We start from the raw sequence: 18,956 nt of genomic DNA, 5'->3' as shown, positions 1-18,956 counted from the left end.
GGTACCCACCAGCTCATCGTTTCGCGGTGATGCGCACGGTGATTCCGTCCGCGGGATGCATACCGATCAGCCCCGCGGGACGCGCGTCGGTGGTCAGCGGCTGCGCGTCGATCCGTCCCGCGATGGTCGTGAAGGCGACCTTGATCGCCATGGTGGCGAAATTGGCGCCGATGCAGCGGTGCGGTCCGACGCCGAACGGCAGGAACTCGTGTGGCGCGGGACGGCGGTATCGATCGCAGCCGGGATCCCATCTGCCCGGGTCGAAGCGTTCCGGATCCGGCCACAGGCTCGCCAGGCGGTGCGTGTGGAACGGGCTGAAGATCAGCAGATCGCCGGGTGCGAAATCGGTTCCGGCGAGGGTGAATCCGGTGGCGACCTTCCGGGAGATGACAGCCGTGGCGGGATACAGCCGCATCGCCTCCGAGACGTGATGGTCGAGCGCGGCGGGGTCGAGCCCGGCGGCGGCCCGGGCCCAGCGCTCGCGATCGCTCAGCGTGCAGTAGAGCAGCCAGGACAGCTGCGCCGCCGTCGTCTCGGCACCGGCCTCGAGCAGACTGACCAGCTGATCGGTGATCTCGTCGGCGGTGAGCCGATCGCCCTCGATGCCGCGCAGCAGGACGCCGAGCACGTCGTCCCCCGGTGTGTTCCGTTCGCCGCGCCGCCGGATCTCCGCGACCACCCAGCGGTGCACCGAGGAACGGGCCAGCAGCGCCCGCCGCCAGACCCGCGAACCGGACCCGCGGTCGATGCCGCCGCCGACCACGTCGGTGTCGATGGCGCGGTGGATATCGTGCAGCCAATCGTCCAGCCCCTCGGACCGGTCGACGGCGGCCGCGCCGAACAGGCTCTCCAGGGTCGCGGCGCGGGTGGCCCGGCGCAGCGGCGGGTAGAGGTCGACGATATCGCCGGGCGCCCAGCCCGCCATCGCGTCCTCGATATGGCGGGTGACGGTGCCGAGGTGGCGCTCCACCCGGCGCGCGGTCAGTGCCGGGGTGACCAGGCGGCGCAGTCTGCGGTGACGCTCACCGTCGGTGACCAGCAGGGCGGACGGTCCGGTCAGCGGAGCCAGCGCGGTGAAGGCCGCTTCCCAGCTGAACAGGTCGCTGTTGGCGAGGATGAACGCGCTCGCCTCGGCGCCGAGGGCGACTCGGCAACGCATCGGCCCCGCTCCGAGTTCGGAGATCGCTCCGTTCTCACGGTACAGCCGGTCCATCGTCGTGAACGGATCGGCCGAGAAGTCCTGGAGGTCGGCCAGTGCGCGCGGCGATCCGGTCGCTGTCATGAGGCGGCACCGGCCCGGTTCCGGCGCCGGGCGAGCAGCTCCGGCAGCGCGACCGGCTCGGGCTCGGGGGGCCGGATCAGTTCCGGCGGGCCGAGCGCGGTGGTGAGCCGCTGCCACAGGGCGGTGACAGTGACCGCCCATTGGGCGGCGGCCGTCGATCGGTGTGGGTCGGCGATATCGGCACGCAACTCCCCCAGCGCCTCTCGGACACTGCCGGGCCACACCTGGTCGAAGATGGTCCGGAAGGTCGGTGCCGCGGCGGGCCCGAGGATCTCGGTGCTCGGCACGTCGAGTCGTTCGGTACCGGGCCCGCCCATGACCAGGCGCCCGGTCGCATCGCGGCCGGTGTGCAGTCGCGGACTCCACAGCACCGGGCCGTGGGTGTCGGCGAGCGAGAGCACGCCGCCGTCGAAGGCGATCGCCAGCCGGTGCAGCAGCAATGCGTGATTGTCCGGGTCGCCCGGGTGGATCTGGTTCTGCACCCGCAGCGATACCGGGACACCGCCGATCACCGCATGCAGGTGCGTGTAGGGCGGGGATGAGTGGGCGAGTGCGGCGATGTCGGCCGGCAGTGGCGCCGGGTCGGCGATCGACCAGGGTCGCAGGCCGCCGACCGCGCGGCCGATCATGTCGAGCAGCGAATAGACCACCTGGCCGCCCGCCACCGCGTCGACGTGCAGCGGCCGCGCGTGTTCACGCAGGATGTCGGCCGCTGCCAGGAACAGCCGCACCGGCGGCAAGTGGGGGTAGAACGCGTTGAGCCGGTAGTGGACGCCGTGTTCGCGGGCCGTGCGCAGGCAGTCGGTGAGTTCGTCGGGATGCAGCAGGTGCTCCTGCAGCACGTGGATGCCGCGGCTCAGCAACCGCTGCGCCAGCTTCGCGCCGTCGCCGCCGGCGGCCCCGGCGCGAACCGCGACGCAGGCGATATCGATGTCGTCGGGCAGCTTGTCGACGCCGGTGTAGTGCGGTACCCCATAGATTTTCGCGTACTCCGCCGACGCCGCGCTGCCCCGGGAAACGACGCCGGCGAGCTCGACATCCGGATCGTCGTGGACCGCCCGCAGGTACACCCGGCCGAACGCGGTACCGCACACGACCACCTTCGGTTGCACATCGTTCACAGGATGCCTGCCTCCATCGGCTCGTCGTGGGCGTGGCGGTGGGTGTGCACGACCGGCAACGCCCCCAGGGCGGTAACCGCGTCGAGCAGGCCGCGCGGGTCGAGTACGTCGTCGGCGTAGTGCAGGCCCGGTGCGACCGCCCCGGACAGCACCTGGGCCACGGTGTAGGCGGCCGTCGCGGCGGTGAGCTCGAAACTGCTGTGGGTGCGCAGCACCGCGGTGTCGGTGCGGCCGGCCCGGTGCAGCGTGAACGCCATCAGGTAGAAGGGGTCCAGCCCGGCGAGGTCGAGCTCCGCGGCCGCGGCGATCTCGCCGGTGATCGCGGCCAGCGCGGCCGGGTCGGACGGCACGCGTCCGCGCAGGGTGCTCAGTTGCAGCCGCAGCGCATGCCCCACGAAGACGTTGTGCCAGTGCAATTCGTCCAGCCCGGTCGAACGCGCCAGCCGTTCGGCGTCGGCGGTGAGAAAGGGCATGGTGGTGACCCGGCCGGGGAACCCGGCGACCTCGACGTTCTCGCGCACCGACAGGGCATGACGTCTGCGCCGCCCGCCCGACCACGCGGCGAGAGTCTCGCCGTACCAGGGGCCCTCGCCGTCGGTGGCGTCGGAACTGTCCAGCGACAAGGCCAGATCCCCCGCCGAGGCCGGTGCGAACGGCTCGATGCCGCCCGCGTAGACGACCAGCCGGGCACCGGTCAGATCGTCGGCGAGCACCCGCGGTACGACATTCGCCAGGCCGGGCAGCATGCCGGCCGACAGCACCGCCGTGCGCGCACCGGCCAGCAGCGTCGAACCGTCGAGCAGCCGATATGCCGGCCCGTCCCCCGAGACGTCGACGTAGTCGCTACCTGCCGCCAGCGCGGCCCGCGCCACCCGGTCCGCCAGCAGATAGGAGGGACCCGCGCAGTTGAGTACCAGGCGCGTTCCCGCACAGAACTGCGCCAGCGCGGCCGGGTCGTCCGCGTCTACCCGGCACCATTCGATGGCCGCTGAATCATGCTGTCGCCGACCGGGTTCCGCCCGACGGGCACCGACGCGCAGCGCGTCGATGCCGAGCCGGCCGAGCATCGCGATCGCGGCCCGGCCGACGACGCCGGTGCCGCCGAGCACCGCGACCGGGCCCGTCGAACCGGTCACGGCGCAGTTCCCGGCTGCGGGAGCGGCGCGGTGATCCGGGCCGCGAGTGCGGCGGCATGGGCGGCCGACATGCTGGTGAGGTGGTCGCCGGGGATCTCCTCGATCACCAACTCGCCGAGCCCGACCCGCGACCAGAACCGCTCCACCTCGTCGCGGGTGCCCAGCAGGGTCGCGGTGCTGCTGTTGCTCAGTACCCGCACCGCGCCGAAGTACGGTTCGGCGCGGTGGGCGCCCATCGCCCGCAGATTGTGCGCGAAGATCTCGAATTGCGCACGGAATTGCGCGAACTCGGTTCCGCTCGACCGGTAGGGCCCGGTGCCTGAGCCTGCCGCGGTGTGCAGCGCGGCGAGGCGGTCGGCCCGCGGCACGGTCGCCAGCTTCCGGAATACCGCCGCAGGCAGCGCCGGGTCGCCGGTGAGTCCGGCGAGCGCACCGGCGGGAATCCGGTCGGGGGTGCGGTCCAGGATCGTGCGTAGCGCGGCCGCGACCGCGGCGTCGTCGGCAGGAAAACCCACCGCGGCCGGGTCGATGCCGATGGACTGGGCGAAGATGTACTCGGTGAGCAGCTCGTCGTGCACGGCAGGCGGCTGATAGGAGCCGATCACGGTGAGTTCGTCCACCGTCGCGCCCGCCTCGGTGAGGATGCGGGCGATCTCCGCGGCGAGCAGGCCGCCGACCGAGTAGCCGATGATCCGGAAGCGCCGGTCATGAGTGAGCAACTCGGTCGCGTAATCGGCTGCCTGCCTGCCGATCACGGTATCGGCGGGCAGGTTCAGATACTTGGCTGGATCGGTGACCTCGACTCCGAGCAGCGGCCCCGGATGCGCGTCGAGCAGGTACGGAAGCAGCGCGTCATAGGGCGAGAGGGTGCCGGTGCCGCCGTGCACGAGGACCCAGCTGCCGCTCGGGTGCCCGGGGCCGCCGCCCAGCGAGCGCACGGCCGTCCGCGCCGGTGCGGGCGCCACCGGCTCCTGACCGCGGTGGCGGCGCGCCGCGAGCGCGGCGACGGTGGGGTTGCGCAGCACATCGCGCAGCAGTTCCTGCCATTCGATATCGGCGACCTCGGGCACCCGGTCACGCAGCTTGCCCACCATCTGCGACAGCAGTAGCGAATCACCGCCCAGGGCATAGAAGTTCTGGTCGCGGCCGACCTTCGGGACGCCGAGCATCTCCTGCCACAATGCCGCGATCCGCTCCTCGATCTCATCGGCGGGCGGAGTGTAGGACGGGTCCGCAGCGGCGGCCGGAGCGGCGGCGACCCGCGCGGCGAGCGCGGCCCGGTCCAGCTTCCCGTTCGCCGACCGCGGCAGCGCGTCGAGCAGGTTCAGCTCGCCGGGCACCATGTGCTCGGGTACCAGGGTCGCGATGTGCTCGGTGAGCTGCTGTTCGGTGACGGTGCGTCGCTGCCCCTTGAACCGCGCTAGGAAAACACCCTGGCCGGACGCCGCGAGCGGGGTGTCCTCGGCGGGCAGCACCCGCACATGCTCGGCGCCCGCGGTGCCGAGTTGGCGCAGCCACTGGTCGCGGGTGAAGAACGCTTGCCCGGTGCCGGCCCGCACGTCGGTGAAAGCGGTGAGTTCGCTGAAGAATTCGAACTCCATCGACACCAGCAGCGCGTAGTTGTGCTGCCGGGTGGGCTCGAGGAACACCAGCCAGCCGCCCGGGGCCAGCAGGTCGCGCAGCCGTGCCAGCACCTCGTCGACATCGACCGAGTTGTGCAGCACGTTCGCGCACAGGATGACATCGGCGGAGTTGGGCCGCATCCCCTGCTCGAGCGCATCGGCGTTGATGTCGAAGCGCCCGTAGCGCATCCACGGATAGTCCGCGAACTTCGCGCGGGCCTCGCCGAGGAAGTACTCGGATAGATCGGTGAACAGATAGTCCGGGTCGAACTCGGCCAGCGCGGGGATCAGATCGGTGCTGGTACCCGCGATCCCGGCGCCGACCTCGAGCACCCGCAACCGGTGCGGCAGCTGCCCGGCGATCGCGCGCACGGCCTCGATGACGACGCGATGGGAACTGCGCGCCACCAGGTTCGTCCGGTACACCGCGTGCGCCGCACCGTCCTGCCCGGCCGGGAAGAGCAGTTCGCGCACGTCGAGCGCGCCGCGCAGCAGCTCGTCGAGCCGGGAGCTACAGGCGCGGATGTAGGCGAGGGTCTCGCTGCCGTACCCGACGGTCGCCTCCAGCTCATCGATGCGCTCCCACGCCTGTTCGACCGCACGCTGCCCGGTCGCGATCAGGTCGCGGTACCGGCCGGTGCGCGGATCGTGCTCGACCGCGCCGCCGTCCGCGAGCGCCGCGAGCCACCGTTTCAGCAGGCCGTGCTGGCGCTCGGAAACACCTGTGGCCGCGGCGATCTCGGCGAGATCGTGGGAGTGTTCGCGATCGGCGAAAAGCCCCTTGGCGCGCAATTCGGCGGCGATGGAGAGCATGGCCATCTCGTCGACGGCGTGCATCAGCTCGACGAACGCCGCGCCGTCGATGTCCCGGTGGGCCGCCGCCGCGGCGTTCTCGGCGGCGGCGAGTACGTCGGCCGCGGCCTGTTCGCCGAGGTCCTGCTCGCCGTCGGTGGCGATCTCGGCGAAGCCGAGCAGCCGTGCCGCCGGGCCCCGGCCGTCGACCAGCACGGCGGCGTCGGCGACGGCGGGGTGGCGGCGCAACGCGGACTCGATCTCCCCCAGTTCGACCCGGTGACCGCGGATTTTGACCTGGGTGTCCTCGCGGCCGAGGAACTCCAGTCGCCCGTCCGGGTGGAACCGGCCGAGGTCGCCGGTGCGATAGAGCCGGGCACCCGTGCGCGGATGGCGGAGGAACCGGTGCGCGGTGAGCTCGTCGTCGCCCAGGTAGCCTTCGGCCAATCCGCTACCGCAGATGAAGATTTCGCCGGTCACGTGCTCGGGGCAGTCCTGGAGTGCGGCGTCGAGCACGTGCATGGTCTGGTTCCGCAGCGGAGTTCCGTAGGGGATGCTGCGCCACTGTGGGTCGATATCCCGGATCGGATGGTGCAGCGACCAGATGGCGGCCTCGGTGGCGCCGCCGAGACCGATGACGGCCGTGTCCGGGTGGTGGGCGCGCAGCCGGCCGGGCAGGTCCAGCGGGATCCAGTCGCCGGAGAGCAGGACCAGCCGCAGCGACTCGGCATGCGCTCCCGGGGTGCTCTCCAGCATGTCGAGCAGCATCTGCAACTGGCCAGGCACGCTGTTCCACAGCGTCACCCCGTGCCGCTGTACCAGGTCGAGCCAGTGGGCCGGGTCGGCCACCCGATCCTGTTCCGGCAGCACGATGGCGCCGCCGGCGGCGAGCACCCCGAAGATGTCCCAGACCGACAGGTCGAAGGCGAGGCTCGCCACGCCGAGGACGCGGTCGGCCGGTGAAAGGGCGAAGCGATCCTCGATGTCGTCGAGGGTGTTCGCGGCGGCGCGATGGGTGACGACGACACCCTTCGGTTCGCCGGTGGAACCGGAGGTGAAGATGACGTAGGCGGGCGCGTCGGGATCGCCTGCGGTCTCGGGCAGGGTATCGATCCCGGGGAGCAGGTCGACGGCGAGCGGCGCCGCCGCAGCGGGGATCTCACCGCGATCGCGCAGCCAGGACTGGGTGAGCACGACGGCGGCCCCGGCACGGTCGAAGATCCGCTCCCGGCGCGCCATCGGCTGGGTGAGCGCGATCGGCACATACGCCGCGCCGAGCACCGAAGTGGCGAGCACCGCGACGACCTGTTCCGGGCCCTTGTCCATCGCGACGGCCACATGGTCGCCCGGCCGCACCCCGGCCTTGCGCAGCGCGGTTGCGGTCGCGGCGACGCGGCGGCGCAATTCGGCGAAGCCGAGCACGGTGTCGCGGTGAATCACCGCGGGTGTGTCGGGGTCGGTGTCCGCACGCGCCAGGATCCGCTCGTGCAGCAGCCGCGGCGCCTGTTCGACGGCGGTGTCGTTGTAGGCATCGCGCCGACTGCGCTGCGCGGGCGGCAGCGCGACCGGATACGGCTCGGTCCAGGTGCCGGGTTCCTCGGCCAGCCGGGTGAGCAGGTCGATGAACGCGGCGAAGGCCGCGGCGGCGGTGTCGCCCGCCAGCACGCCGCGCCGCACGTCCCAGGCGATCATCAGGCCGTCGTCGTAGGGGGTGACCTGGCAGTCCAGCCAGACCTGCGGGGTGCGGGTGATGCCGCGCCGGATGCGGCCGCGCAGCGCGCGGGCGCCCGCGTCGTCCGAGCCGAGGGTGCTGGTGAAGACCACCGGCATGAGCACGGGGCTGCCCGCGCGGCGGGTGAGTTCGCCGAGCACCTCCACGCCGTCGAAGCAGCGGTGGTCGAGATCGGCGAACAACTGGCCGGTGATGGCCCGTGCCCGGGCGGCGAAGGTGTCCTCGGCGTCGAGGTCGATGCCGAGCAGTTCGACGGAGGTGAAGTCGCCGAGGACCGCGCCGATGTCGGGGTGCACCGGAAGCCGGTTGACGACCGGCAGGTTCAGCGTGAACTGCCGGGTGCGGCTCCAGCGCCCGACGACTTCGGCGTAGGCGGCGAGGACGGCGCCGGACGGGGTGAGCCCGTGCGGTGCCGCGGCGCGGGTGAGCCCGGCCAGGACGGCAGCCGGCAGTGGGTGATGCAACCGGTTGAAGCCGGGGTCGGTCTCGGCGGCGTCGTCGGTGCGGGTGGGCAACTCCGGGGCGGCGGGCAGGGTGTCGATCCGCTGCTGCCAGTATTCGCGGTCGCGCTGGTACCGAGCGCCGTTACGCAGCTTCTGGACGCCGAGAACATAGTCGCGGAAACCGATGGCGGGGGCCGGCCGCGGCGCGGCGTCAGTACCGCCGGCGTGCACGAGCTCGTCCAGCTCGGCCAGCAGCAGTTGCATGCTCGCGGCGTCGACGACCAGCAGTTCCACCAGCAGGTGCAGCACGCATCCGGTGCCGGTGCGGGTGATCCGCGCGGCGAACAGCGGCCAGGTGCCGGTCGGGCCTGCGGGGCCGAGCAGGTCGTCGCGCTGGCGGTCGAGCACGGCGTCGAGGGCGTCCGCGTCGCCGTGGACGTCGGTCACCGGGATCTCGTAATGCGGGACCGTCGCGGCGACCTGCTGATGGCCGTCGGGGTGCACGGTGGCGCGAAGCATGTCGTGGCGGCGCACGAGCGCGTTCCACGCGTGCTCCACGCGCTCCGGTTCGACACCGTCGTAGCGGATCTCGAGGTAGCTCGCGCAGGCCACACCGCCGAACGGGTAGGTGGGGTCGCGGCCGACGAGGTAGGCCTGTTGCACCGGCGTGAGCGGGAACGGCTCGTGTGCGGCGGCCGGATCGGGGGTAACGGTGAACGTCGCCTGATCGTCGGCGAGGTGGGCGAGCACGGCGGGTTTGTTCGCGACCAGGCGCTGCTTGTCCTCGGGCGTCAGCGCCCCCTGTGGGGCGCGAAACCGCAACTGGTCGCCGTCGGCCCACAGGTGGACGCCGCGCTGTCGCAGATCGGTCACCAATTCGGAAACGTTCACAGAGCACCTTCTTCGAGGTCGAGCGCGTTGTGCGGGTGGTTGCCGGCGAGTCCGGCGATGGTCGGGTCGAGGAAGAAATCGCGAAGTGTCACTGGGAGGCCGAGCTCGCGGGTGAGACGGCCGACGAGCCGGGTGGCCGTCAGGGAGTCCCCGCCCGCGCCGAGGAAGCTGGTGTGCCGGTCCGGTGGCGGTGTGCCGAGGACGTCGGTCCAGATATCGGCGATCCTGGTTTCCAGGCCGGGACGGATCGGCTCGCCGATCGCGGGAACCGGTGTGCTCGCACTGGTTTCGGCGATCCGGACGAGTGCGGCGTGGTCGATCTTGCCGTTGCCGGTCAGCGGCGGATCGGGCAAGGCGATCAGCTCCGGTATCCACGTGGCGGGGATCCGCTCCGCCAGGAAGTGGGAAAGGCCTTCCGGCAGAGCCGGTTCCACGAAGGCGACCAGCCCGGCCGCGGCACGTTGTCCGACCGCGAGCGTGAACGCCCGTCGCACCTGCGGGTGGGCAATGATCGCCTGTTCGATCTCTGCGAGTTCGATTCGGTGCCCGCGTATTTTCACCTGACGATCGGCGCGGCCCAAGAACTCCAGCACCCCATCCGAGCGGTACCGGCCCAGATCTCCGGTCCGGTACCACCGCTCGCCGTCGGCGTCGAAGAACGCGGCAGCCGTCAGATCGGCCCGGCCCCGGTAGCCACGGGCGACGCCGGCTCCGCCGATCAGCAATTCGCCTGGTACCCAGTCCGGCCGGTCCTCGCCGTTGTCATCCACCACCCGGAAGCGCTGATTTCGCAGCGGACGACCGTACGGGATCGACGTCCACCCCGGATCGACCACATCGACCTCGAAGAAGTTCGACCAGATCGCCGCCTCCGTGGCACCACCGAGCGCAACGAATCGGCAATGCGGCGCGCGGGCCGCGAGGCGGCCGGGCAGGTCGAGGCCGATCCAATCACCCGACAGCAGTGCCAGTCGCAGCGAAGTCAGCGCGACGCCGTTCGTCTCGGCGACAGTGAGCAGCATGTCCGCCATGGCGGGCACCGTGTTCCACACCGTGACACCGTGCGCACGTACCAGCGCCAGCCACCGATCCGGATCACGCCGATCCGCATCCGCCACGACCACCGCACGACCACCAGCACCGAGAACCCCGAACAGATCGAACACTGACAGATCGAAATCGACTGCGGCGAGCGCGAGTACGCAGTCGTCTGCGCCGAGTTCGAAGCGGACCTCGAGGTCGGCGAGGGTGTTCACCGCCTGGCGGTGCTCGATCTCCACACCCTTCGGGGTGCCGGTCGACCCCGAGGTGAAGATGACATAGGCGAGATCACTGCCGGTTCCCGGGTGCAATGGCGCGGGATCGTGCCCGGCCGCGTCCGCGATGTCGATCACGGGCACGGGTATCGGCGTCCAAGCCGAGTCCGCGCACGGGGATACGGATGCGGTGTCCAGCCAGGACGACGCCGGTCGCGGTGCGGCGTCGATGGCGCTCTCGCCCGCGGGACGGGGGGAAGTTCCGGCTGCGGCGTGGGGGCCGGACGCCGGTGCCGTGAAGCGTCCGATGTCGTCGGTCAGTACGGCCGCGGCCTCGGCCTGCGCCAGGATGGCGGCCCGCCGCCGCACCGGCTGATCGATCGCGACCGGTACGTACGCCGCTCCGGCGGCGAGCACGCCGTACAAGGCTGCCACCTGCGCGGCGCCCCTGCCGGCACATACCGCGACCGCATCGCCGGGTCGCACACCGTGCTCGGCGATCAGCGCGGCAATGCGGCGGCTGTGCTCGGCGAGGGCGCCGAACGTCACGGTCAGGCCGCTGTCGATGAGCGCCGGGCGATCGGGATGAGCGGCGGCGACCTCGAACATCGCCGTGTGCAACAGCCGGTCCCTCGGGAGGGCGGCGGGCAGCCGGGTGTCGTTGACTCGATCGCGAATCACCTGCTGCCGCTGGGGAAGTGGCGTATCCAGCGGCTGCTCCCAGTCGAGGTCCGCCAACGTCAGCAGGAGCCGGTGGTAGGCGTCGAACATGTCACCGACGAGCCCGTCGGGGAACAGCTCGTCCACCGAATCCCAGCTCAGCACCAACCCGTCGGGCAGTTCGATCACCTGGTGATCCAGCCACACCTGAGGCGTTTGCGTCCGGGTGAAATCCGGCCAGCGCACCGACCGCGCCAGTTCGTCGTCGACCCCCAGCATGGAGGTGAAGACCACCGGTACCGGCTCGACGGGTGCGGCACTGTCGCGGGCGAGTTCACGCAGCACGCGGATCGCCGAGACCTGCTGGTGGTCGAGGTCGCTCCACAGTTGTTCCTGCAAGCGCCGCGCGCGCTGCGCCCAGCTCTCGCCCGGGTCGGGCCGGTCGGCCACCAGCAGCAGGGAGCTGAAATCGCCGACCACCCGCATGATGTCGGGATGTATGTCGCGGCGGTCGAAACGAGTGAGCGTCACCGACAGCTCGCGCTGGGCGCTCCATCGACCGAGAATCCAGGTGTAGCAGGCCAGCAGCACCACACTCGGTGTCACGCCGAGGCCGCGCGCACGTGCCGCGATTTCCGCCCAGACCGCCGGTGCGAGTCTCGCTTCGCGGCGGGTGAATCGCGGACGCTCGATCACGGCGGGCAGCTTTCGCAGCGGCAATTGGGGCCCCGGCGGCAACTCCGGCAGCCGCTCCCGCCAATACGCCAGCCCCGCCGCCACGTCCGCCTCCGACGGCGCACACCCGAGCACATAATCCCGGAACTCGAATTCCAGGGGCGCGGGCTCGTAGGCGGGGTCGGTGTACCAGCGGGTCCAGTCGGCGATCAGGACGAGGGCGCTGAGCCCGTCGACGACGAGGCTGTCGAAGACGACGCAGACCCGCGCACGGTCGCCATCACGCAGCACCCGGATGTCGAAGAGCGGTCCCGTCGCGGCGTCGAGGGCCCCGCCGGTCATCTCCTCGCGCAGCACGCTCGCGGCCGTATCGAAGTCACCGTCGGCGGCGATCACGGGGATGCGATGGTCTGCTTCGCCGGGCAGGATGCGCTGCCGGCCGTCGCCGTCGATCACCGCCCGCAGCACGGGGTGGCGCCGGATGACCCGATTCCAGGCCTGCTCCAGGCGTGCCGGATCGAGGTCGGGCCAGTCGTACTCGAAATACAGTTGGGCGCCGATGCCGCCGAGGTCGAAATCGGCCGACCGGCCCAGCCAGTAGGCGACCTGGATATCGGTCAGCGGGAACGGGTCGAATCGATGGTGCGGGTCGATAGTCAGCGCACGCGAGGCCACCGGCCGCGCCTCCTCGGTGCCGGTGGCCGCGAGTGCCGCGATGGTCGGGTCGAGGAAGAACTCACGCAGCCGCACGGTGACGCCGAGTTCACGGGCGAGGCGGCCGACGAGCCGGGTGGCCGAGAGCGAATCGCCGCCCGCGCCGAAGAAGTTGGCGGTGCGGCTGGGAAGAGCGCCGCCGAGCACATCACACCAGATCTGCCCGATCCGGGTCTCCAGCCCGGGTCGCAGCGGCTCGTCGCCGCCGGTGCCGGTTGCGTCGAAGGCGTCGGCTGCGATCCGGACGAGTGCGGCGTGGTCGATCTTGCCGTTGCCGGTCAGCGGCGGGTCGGGCAAGGCGATCAGCTCCGGCATCCAGCCGGCCGGAATTCGATCGGCGAGGAAGCTCGAAAGGTCTTCTGGCAGGCCGGGTTCGACGAAGGCGACCAACCGCGCACTCGCGCGCTCCCCGACCGCGACCGCGATCGCGCGCCGCACCCGCGGATGGGCGGTGATCGCCTGTTCGATCTCACCTAGTTCGATCCGGTGGCCCCGGATTTTCACCTGACGATCGGCACGGCCCAAGAACTCCAGCACCCCATCCGAGCGGTACCGGCCCAGGTCGCCGGTCCGGTACCACCGCTGGCCGTCGGCGTCGAAGAACGCGGCAGCCGTCAGATCGGCCCGGCCCCGGTAGCCACGGGCCACGCCCGCACCACCGATCAACAGCTCGCCCGGAACCCAGTCCGGTCGGTCCTCGCCCTTCTCGTCCACCACCCGGAAGCGCTGATTCCGCAGCGGACGACCGTACGGGATCGACTTCCAGTCCGGATCGACCGCATCGACCTCGAAGAAGTTCGACCAGATCGCCGCCTCCGTGGCACCACCGAGCGCGACCAACCGGCAGTGCGGGGCGCGGGCCGCGAGACGATCGGCAAGGTCGAGCCCCACCCAGTCGCCCGACACCAGCGCCAGCCGCAGCGACGACGCGTCACCCGCCCCGGACTCCGCGACGGTGAGCAGCATGTCCAGCATCGCGGGCACCGTGTTCCACACCGTGACACCGTGCGCACGTACCAGCGCCAGCCACCGATCCGGATCACGCCGATCCGCATCCGCCACGATCACCGCACGACCACCAGCACCGAGAACCCCGAACAGATCGAACACCGACAGATCGAAATCGACTGCGGCGAGCGCGAGTACGCAGTCCTGCGGGCCGAGACGGTAGCGATCCTCGAGGTCGGCGAGGGTGTTCACCGCTTGGCAGTGCTCGATCTCCACACCCTTCGGAGTGCCGGCAGAACCGGAAGTGAAGATGACATAGGCGAGATCGCTCGCGCGTCCCGGATGCAGGGGCGCGGGTTCGTGCCCGTCGGCGTCCGCGGTGTCCAGCACCGGGACCGAAATCGAACTGGGAGCCCGGACTGCACCGTTCGCGCGGTGGGCGACCTGAACCGTTGTGCCCGTACCGCTTCGGCCGCCGGCACGGTGCGCCGGTGCGGTGAATCGGTCGATGTCATCGGTCAGCACGGCCGTCACCTCGGCCTGCGCCAGGATCGCGGACCGCCGCTGCACCGGCTGGTCGACCGCGACGGGTACATACGCCGCGCCCGCGGCGAGCACCCCGTACAGCGCCGCCACCTGCGCGGCACCCCTTGCCGCACACACCGCGACCGCATCACCCGGCCGCACACCCCGGTGCGCGAGCATGGCGGCGATCCGGCGGCTCTGATCGGCGAGTTCGCCGAACGAGACGGTGGTTTCGCCGACGACGAGCGCGATCCGATCCGGGTCCTCGGCGGCGACCTCGAACATCGCCGTGTGCAGCAGCCGGCCCACCGGAGCCGCTGCGGCGGTGTCGTTGACCCGATCGCGCACGGCCCGCTGCCCGGACGGCAGGACCGGCTCCAGCGGGCGCTCCCAATCGAGATCACCCAACCTCAGCAGCAGCTGGTGGTAGGCGTCGAACATGTCATCGATCAGCCCGTCGGGGAACAGCTCATCCACCGAATCCCAGCTCAGCACCACACCGCCGGGCAGCTCGATCACCTGGTGGTCCAGCCACACCTGAGGCGTCTGCGTCCGCGTGAAATCGGGCCACCGCACCGACCGCGCCAGTTCGTCGTCCACCCCCAGCATCGAGGTGAACACCACCGGCACCGGCTCGGCGGCGAGTTCGCTCTCCCGCCCCAGCTCGCGCAGCACCCGAACCGCCGACACCTGCTGGTGGTCGAGGTCGCTCCACAACTGTCGCTGCAACCGCCGGACACGGCCCGCCCAGCTCTCCCCCGCGCCGGGGCGATCCGCCACCAGCAGCAGCGAGCTGAAATCCCCCACCACCCGCATGATGTCGGGATGGACGTCACGGCGGTCGAAACGCGTCAGTGTCACCGACAGCTCACGCTCGGCGCTCCATCGACCGAGAATCCAGGTATATCCGGCCAGCAACACCACACTCGGCGTCACGCCCAGCGCCCGCGCACGCGTCACGATGCCCGCCCAGACCTCCGGGCCGAGCCTCGCTTCCCGGCGAGTGAACCGCGGACGCTCGATCGCGGCGGGCGACACCCGTAACGGCAGCTGCGGCCCCGCCGGCAACTCCGGCAGCCGCTCCCGCCAATACGCCAGCCCCGCCGCCACGTCCGCCTCCGACGGCGCACACCCGAGCACATAATCCCGGAACTCGAGTTCGGGGACCGGCAGCTCGAGGCCGGGGTCGGCGTAGAGCCGCGTCCATTCCGACAGCAGCACCAGCACACTCAATCCGTCGGCGATCAGCGTGTCGACGGCGGCGCAGACGGTGACGCTCGCGCCGTCGCGGACGACGCGGATGTCGAACAGCGGCCAGTTCGCTGCGTCACCCAGATCGCGGGAGACCTCCTCCCGGATGGCGGCGACGTCGGCCTCGACTACCGGGATCCGGTAGACGGGAACCGATTCGAGCACGCGCTGGGTGCCGTCCGGTTCGATCACCGCGCGCAGCATCGGATGCCGGTCGACCACCCGGTTCCACGCGGCCGTCAGGCGTTGCGGATCGACATCGGGCCAGTCGTATTCGAGGTAGAGGTGGGCGCCGATCCCGCCGAGGTCGAAATCGGCCGAGCGCCCGAGCCAGTAGGCGACCTGGATGTCGGTGAGCGGGAACGGGTCGTTGCGGTGCTCGGGGTCGGCCACGATCTCCGGGAGCCGGTCGGTCGTGCCGTGGGTGAGGGTTGCGGCGAACCCGGCGAGGGTCGGAGTGGCGAACAGGTGGGCCAGGGCGGCACCGGCCACCCCGTCGGCGTGTAGCCGCCGGACCAGGCGGGTGGCGAGCAGGCTGTCCCCGCCGAGCGCGAAGAAGTCGTCGTCGCGGCTGATCTCGGCGACATCGAGCAGTTCCGCCCACGCGGCGGCGACGGTCTGCTCCAGCCCCTCCAGCGGCGCGCCGCCTCCGGCCGCGTCGCGGTCCGGCATGGCGGCGAGAGCCGCGTGGACCGCCTCGCGGTCGATCTTGCCGTTGCGGGTGATGGGGAGCTCGGTGCCGCGGGCGAACCGCCGGGGCACCATGTATCCGGGTAGCCGCGCGGTGAGCCAGGCCCGTAGCGCGTCGTCGGGGAGGTCGGTGTCGGCGACGACCAGTGCGCCGAGCGAGCGCGCCGGCTGCTCGAGCACCACGGCGGCCGCGGCGCCGACCCGGGGATGGTCGGCCAGGACGGCCTCGATCTCCCCCAATTCGATGCGATGGCCCCGGATTTTCACCTGGTGGTCGGTGCGCCCGAGGAATTCCAGCGTGCCGTCCGGCCGATACCGGACCAGGTCACCGGTCCGGTACCAGCGCACCCCGGCGTGTTCGACGAACTTCTCCGAGGTGCGCTCGGGATCACCGCGATAGCCGTGTGCCAGCCCCGCGCCGGTGACCCACAGTTCGCCGGGCGCCCAGTCGGGACAGTCCCGGCCGCGGCCGTCGACCACGCGGCAGCCCGCATGCGGCAGTGGCACCCCGTACGGCACGCTCGACCAGCCCGGATCGACGGCGTCGACCTCGCAGACGGTGGCGTGGATGGCGGCCTCGGTCATCCCGCCGAGACCGGCGAACCGGCAGCCGGGCACCAGCGTGCGCAACCGATCGGGCAGATCGACCGTCACCCGGTCGCCGCCGAGCATGACCACTCGCAGCGCGGTACCCAGCCCCGAACCCGCGGCCGTGGTCAGCAGCATGTCCAGCAGTGCGGGCACCGCGCTCACCACGGTGACCTCCCACCGCCGGATCAGCTCGGCCCATGCGGCGGCATCGCGGCGCTGCGGCTCGTCCACCACGACCACCGACCCGCCGTACGCCAGGAACGCGAAGATGTCGTAGGCCGAGAGGTCGAAATCCAGGGCCGACAACGCGATCGTGCGGTCACCCGCGCCGATCCCGAATCGTGCGTTGACCGCGTCGACGGTGGCCGCGACCGCCCGGTGCGGCACCTCGACCCCCTTCGGCGTTCCGGTCGAGCCCGAGGTGAAGATGACGTACATCGTGTCCTCGGCATCGATATCGGCGATCCGCTCCGCCGGGGCGAGCGTGCGAGCCTGATCCGGGGAGAGCGCTTCGATGTCTCGCGGCCATCCCGCCGCGACGGTCGCGGCATCGGTGAGCACCAGTCGTGCGCCCGCGGTGCGGTAGACCCGTTCCCGCCGGGCGGGCGGCAGGTCGATCCCCGAGGGCACATAGGTCGCGCCGACGGCTAGCACACCGAGGACGGCCACAATCTGCTCGACCCCCTTGGGCAGGGTGATGCCGACGCTGTCCCCGCGCCCGATCCCCCGGTCCCGCAGCAGGGCCGCCAAGCGCAGGGCTCGTTCGGACAGCTCGCCGTAGGAGATCGCCGCGTCGCCGGCGAGCAGCGCGGTCCGTTCCGGTTCGGCGGCGGCGCGGGCGAAGAACCGCCGAGGCAGCGGGACGGCGGGTGCGGCGGCGGCCGGGGCAGATCCGCGCGGCACCGCGGGCCAGGGAGCGGGCCGGTGCCACGCGTCCGCGTCGTGCAGCAACAGTTCGACGAACCGGGTGTAGGCATCGAACATGGTGTCCAGCAGGCCGGGCGGGAACAGCGACACGCGGGCATCCCAGTTGAGCAGAATGCCGCCGTCGAATTCGGTCACCTGCGCGTCGAGCCACACCTGCGGACCCTGCGAGATGGTCCAAACCGGCTCGCCGAGGCAAGTCCGTACCTCGGGCGCGTACAGCTCGCCGAGACTCAGCGCGCTGGTGTACACGACCGGCGCGTACACCCGTTCGCCGCCGCGCCCGAGATCGCGCAGCACCTCCACGCCGGTGTAAGCGGTGTAGCCGAGCACCTCGCGCAACCGGTGCGCGATCGCGCTGCCCCGCTCGGTGACCGTCATCGGATCGCTCAGGTCCACGTCGAGCAGCACCGAACTGGAGAAGTCGCCGACCAGCCGGTCCACGTCGTCGTGCAGCGGTTCCCGGTCGAAGACCGGCAGGTTCAGCAGGAACCGGTCGGTGCTGGTCCAGGCACCGATGGTCTCAGCGAAGACCGTAGCGAGCACACCGGCGGTGGTCAGCCCGGTCCGCTGGGCTCGTTCCCGCAGCAACTCCGCCCGCTCCGGTGACAGCCAGTGGTGGCGACGACTCACCCGCGGCCCGCCGCTCGCCTCCTCGGTGCTCAGCAGCGGAAGCTGCGGCGCGGCGGGCAGGTGCGGCAGTTGGGTCTGCCACCACTGCCGCGCCTGTTCCCTGGCCGCGGCGCGGGCGGCCGCACGGTCGGCGAGGTAGCGGCCGTAGTGGTAGCCGAGCGCCGGCAGCGCCTCGGGACCGTTCTCGTACAGGGCGGTCAGGTCGGCGAGCAGGTTGCGCAGGCTCAGTGCGTCGCCCGCGATCATGTCCAGGTCCAGGTGCAGCCGGCTCCGCCCGCCGGGCAGTAGGGAGAGCCGGACGTCGACGACCTCGCCCGCCGCGACGTCCATGGCCCGGTGCGAGCAATCGTCCCGGATGGTGGCCAGGCGCTCGGACCGCTCCGGCTCTGGCAGAGCCCGCAGGTCGTGGACCACCAGACCGGCCCCCGCGCGCTCGGCCACCCGTTGCAGACCGGTCGAATCGACCGCCACCCGCAGCATCGGATGCCGGGCCAGCAGGGCGTGCACGGCCCGTTCGAGCCGATCCGGGTCGAGCCCGCTCTCGTGGTCGAACTCGCTGTAGAAGTGCGCGGCGACGCCACCGAGGTCGTGGGTTCCCGCCCGCCCGATCCAGAAGGCGTGCTGCATCACGGCCAGGGGAAAAGGTTCGGTGGGATCGGCCGCGGCCGGTTCCGGGTCGGCCGGTTCCGGGTCAGCCGGGGCGGCGGCGCCGGGCCGGCGCGCCCGCACCAGTTCCGACCACGCCCGCAGGGTGGGTTCGCGCACCAGGTCGCGGAACTCCACCCGGGTGCCCGCGCGGCGCAGCCGCCCGGAGATCCGCATGACCGTCACCGAATCCAGGCCCAGATCCAGCAGATTCGCGTCGTCGGCCAGTTCCTCCGCCGGCAGTCCGGTCAGCTCGGTGACGGCGCGGCGCAGGACGTCGGCTTCCTCGCTCCCGGAGTTCGAGCGGGTGGGGAGCACACCGAACTTCTGCTGCATCACGTTCCCTTATATAAAACGACAATCATTTTCACTTAGGCTAGAATCTACGACGGCCGGACGATTCGGTCAAGCTGGACGAATCCTTC

Annotated in this window: 5 protein-coding genes; all 5 read right to left on the bottom strand. The window is 71.3% G+C overall.

Annotated elements, in window-relative coordinates; genetic code table 11:
- Window positions 1–13: 13 nt before the first annotated feature.
- From NOCYR_RS12910 to NOCYR_RS12890, 5 genes are read right to left on the bottom strand one after another with little or no spacing between them, the layout of a single operon-like run.
- On the bottom strand, window positions 14–1,282 hold the full coding sequence (locus NOCYR_RS12910; RefSeq protein WP_014350818.1) for a cytochrome P450: 1,269 nt from the start codon (window positions 1,280–1,282) through the stop codon (window positions 14–16).
- The gene (locus NOCYR_RS12905; RefSeq protein WP_048833315.1) at window positions 1,279–2,403 is read right to left on the bottom strand and encodes a Gfo/Idh/MocA family oxidoreductase; all 1,125 of its coding nucleotides are present in this window, start codon (window positions 2,401–2,403) and stop codon (window positions 1,279–1,281) included. Before NOCYR_RS12905 ends, NOCYR_RS12910 begins: the two co-directional genes overlap by 4 nt.
- A complete protein-coding gene (locus NOCYR_RS12900) occupies window positions 2,400–3,539 on the bottom strand; it encodes a saccharopine dehydrogenase NADP-binding domain-containing protein (protein WP_014350816.1) in 1,140 nt (379 codons plus the stop codon). Before NOCYR_RS12900 ends, NOCYR_RS12905 begins: the two co-directional genes overlap by 4 nt.
- Window positions 3,536–9,019: a non-ribosomal peptide synthetase gene (locus tag NOCYR_RS12895; protein WP_148280617.1), complete on the bottom strand. Its 5,484-nt coding sequence runs from the start codon at window positions 9,017–9,019 to the stop codon at window positions 3,536–3,538. Before NOCYR_RS12895 ends, NOCYR_RS12900 begins: the two co-directional genes overlap by 4 nt.
- Window positions 9,016–18,867, bottom strand: a complete 9,852-nt coding sequence (locus NOCYR_RS12890; protein WP_014350814.1) for a non-ribosomal peptide synthetase — start codon at window positions 18,865–18,867, stop codon at window positions 9,016–9,018. Before NOCYR_RS12890 ends, NOCYR_RS12895 begins: the two co-directional genes overlap by 4 nt.
- Window positions 18,868–18,956: the final 89 nt, after the last annotated feature.

It is taken from the genome of Nocardia cyriacigeorgica GUH-2, from assembly GCF_000284035.1.
GTDB lineage: Bacteria > Actinomycetota > Actinomycetes > Mycobacteriales > Mycobacteriaceae > Nocardia > Nocardia cyriacigeorgica_B.
This window is presented reverse-complemented; position numbering and strand designations above follow the sequence as displayed.

Coding starts and splice junctions, on each gene's coding strand:
- NOCYR_RS12890 (WP_014350814.1), bottom strand. CDS start 18,867: ATGCAGCAGAAGTTCGGTGTGCTCCCCACCCGCTCGAACTCCGGGAGC.
- NOCYR_RS12910 (WP_014350818.1), bottom strand. CDS start 1,282: ATGACAGCGACCGGATCGCCGCGCGCACTGGCCGACCTCCAGGACTTC.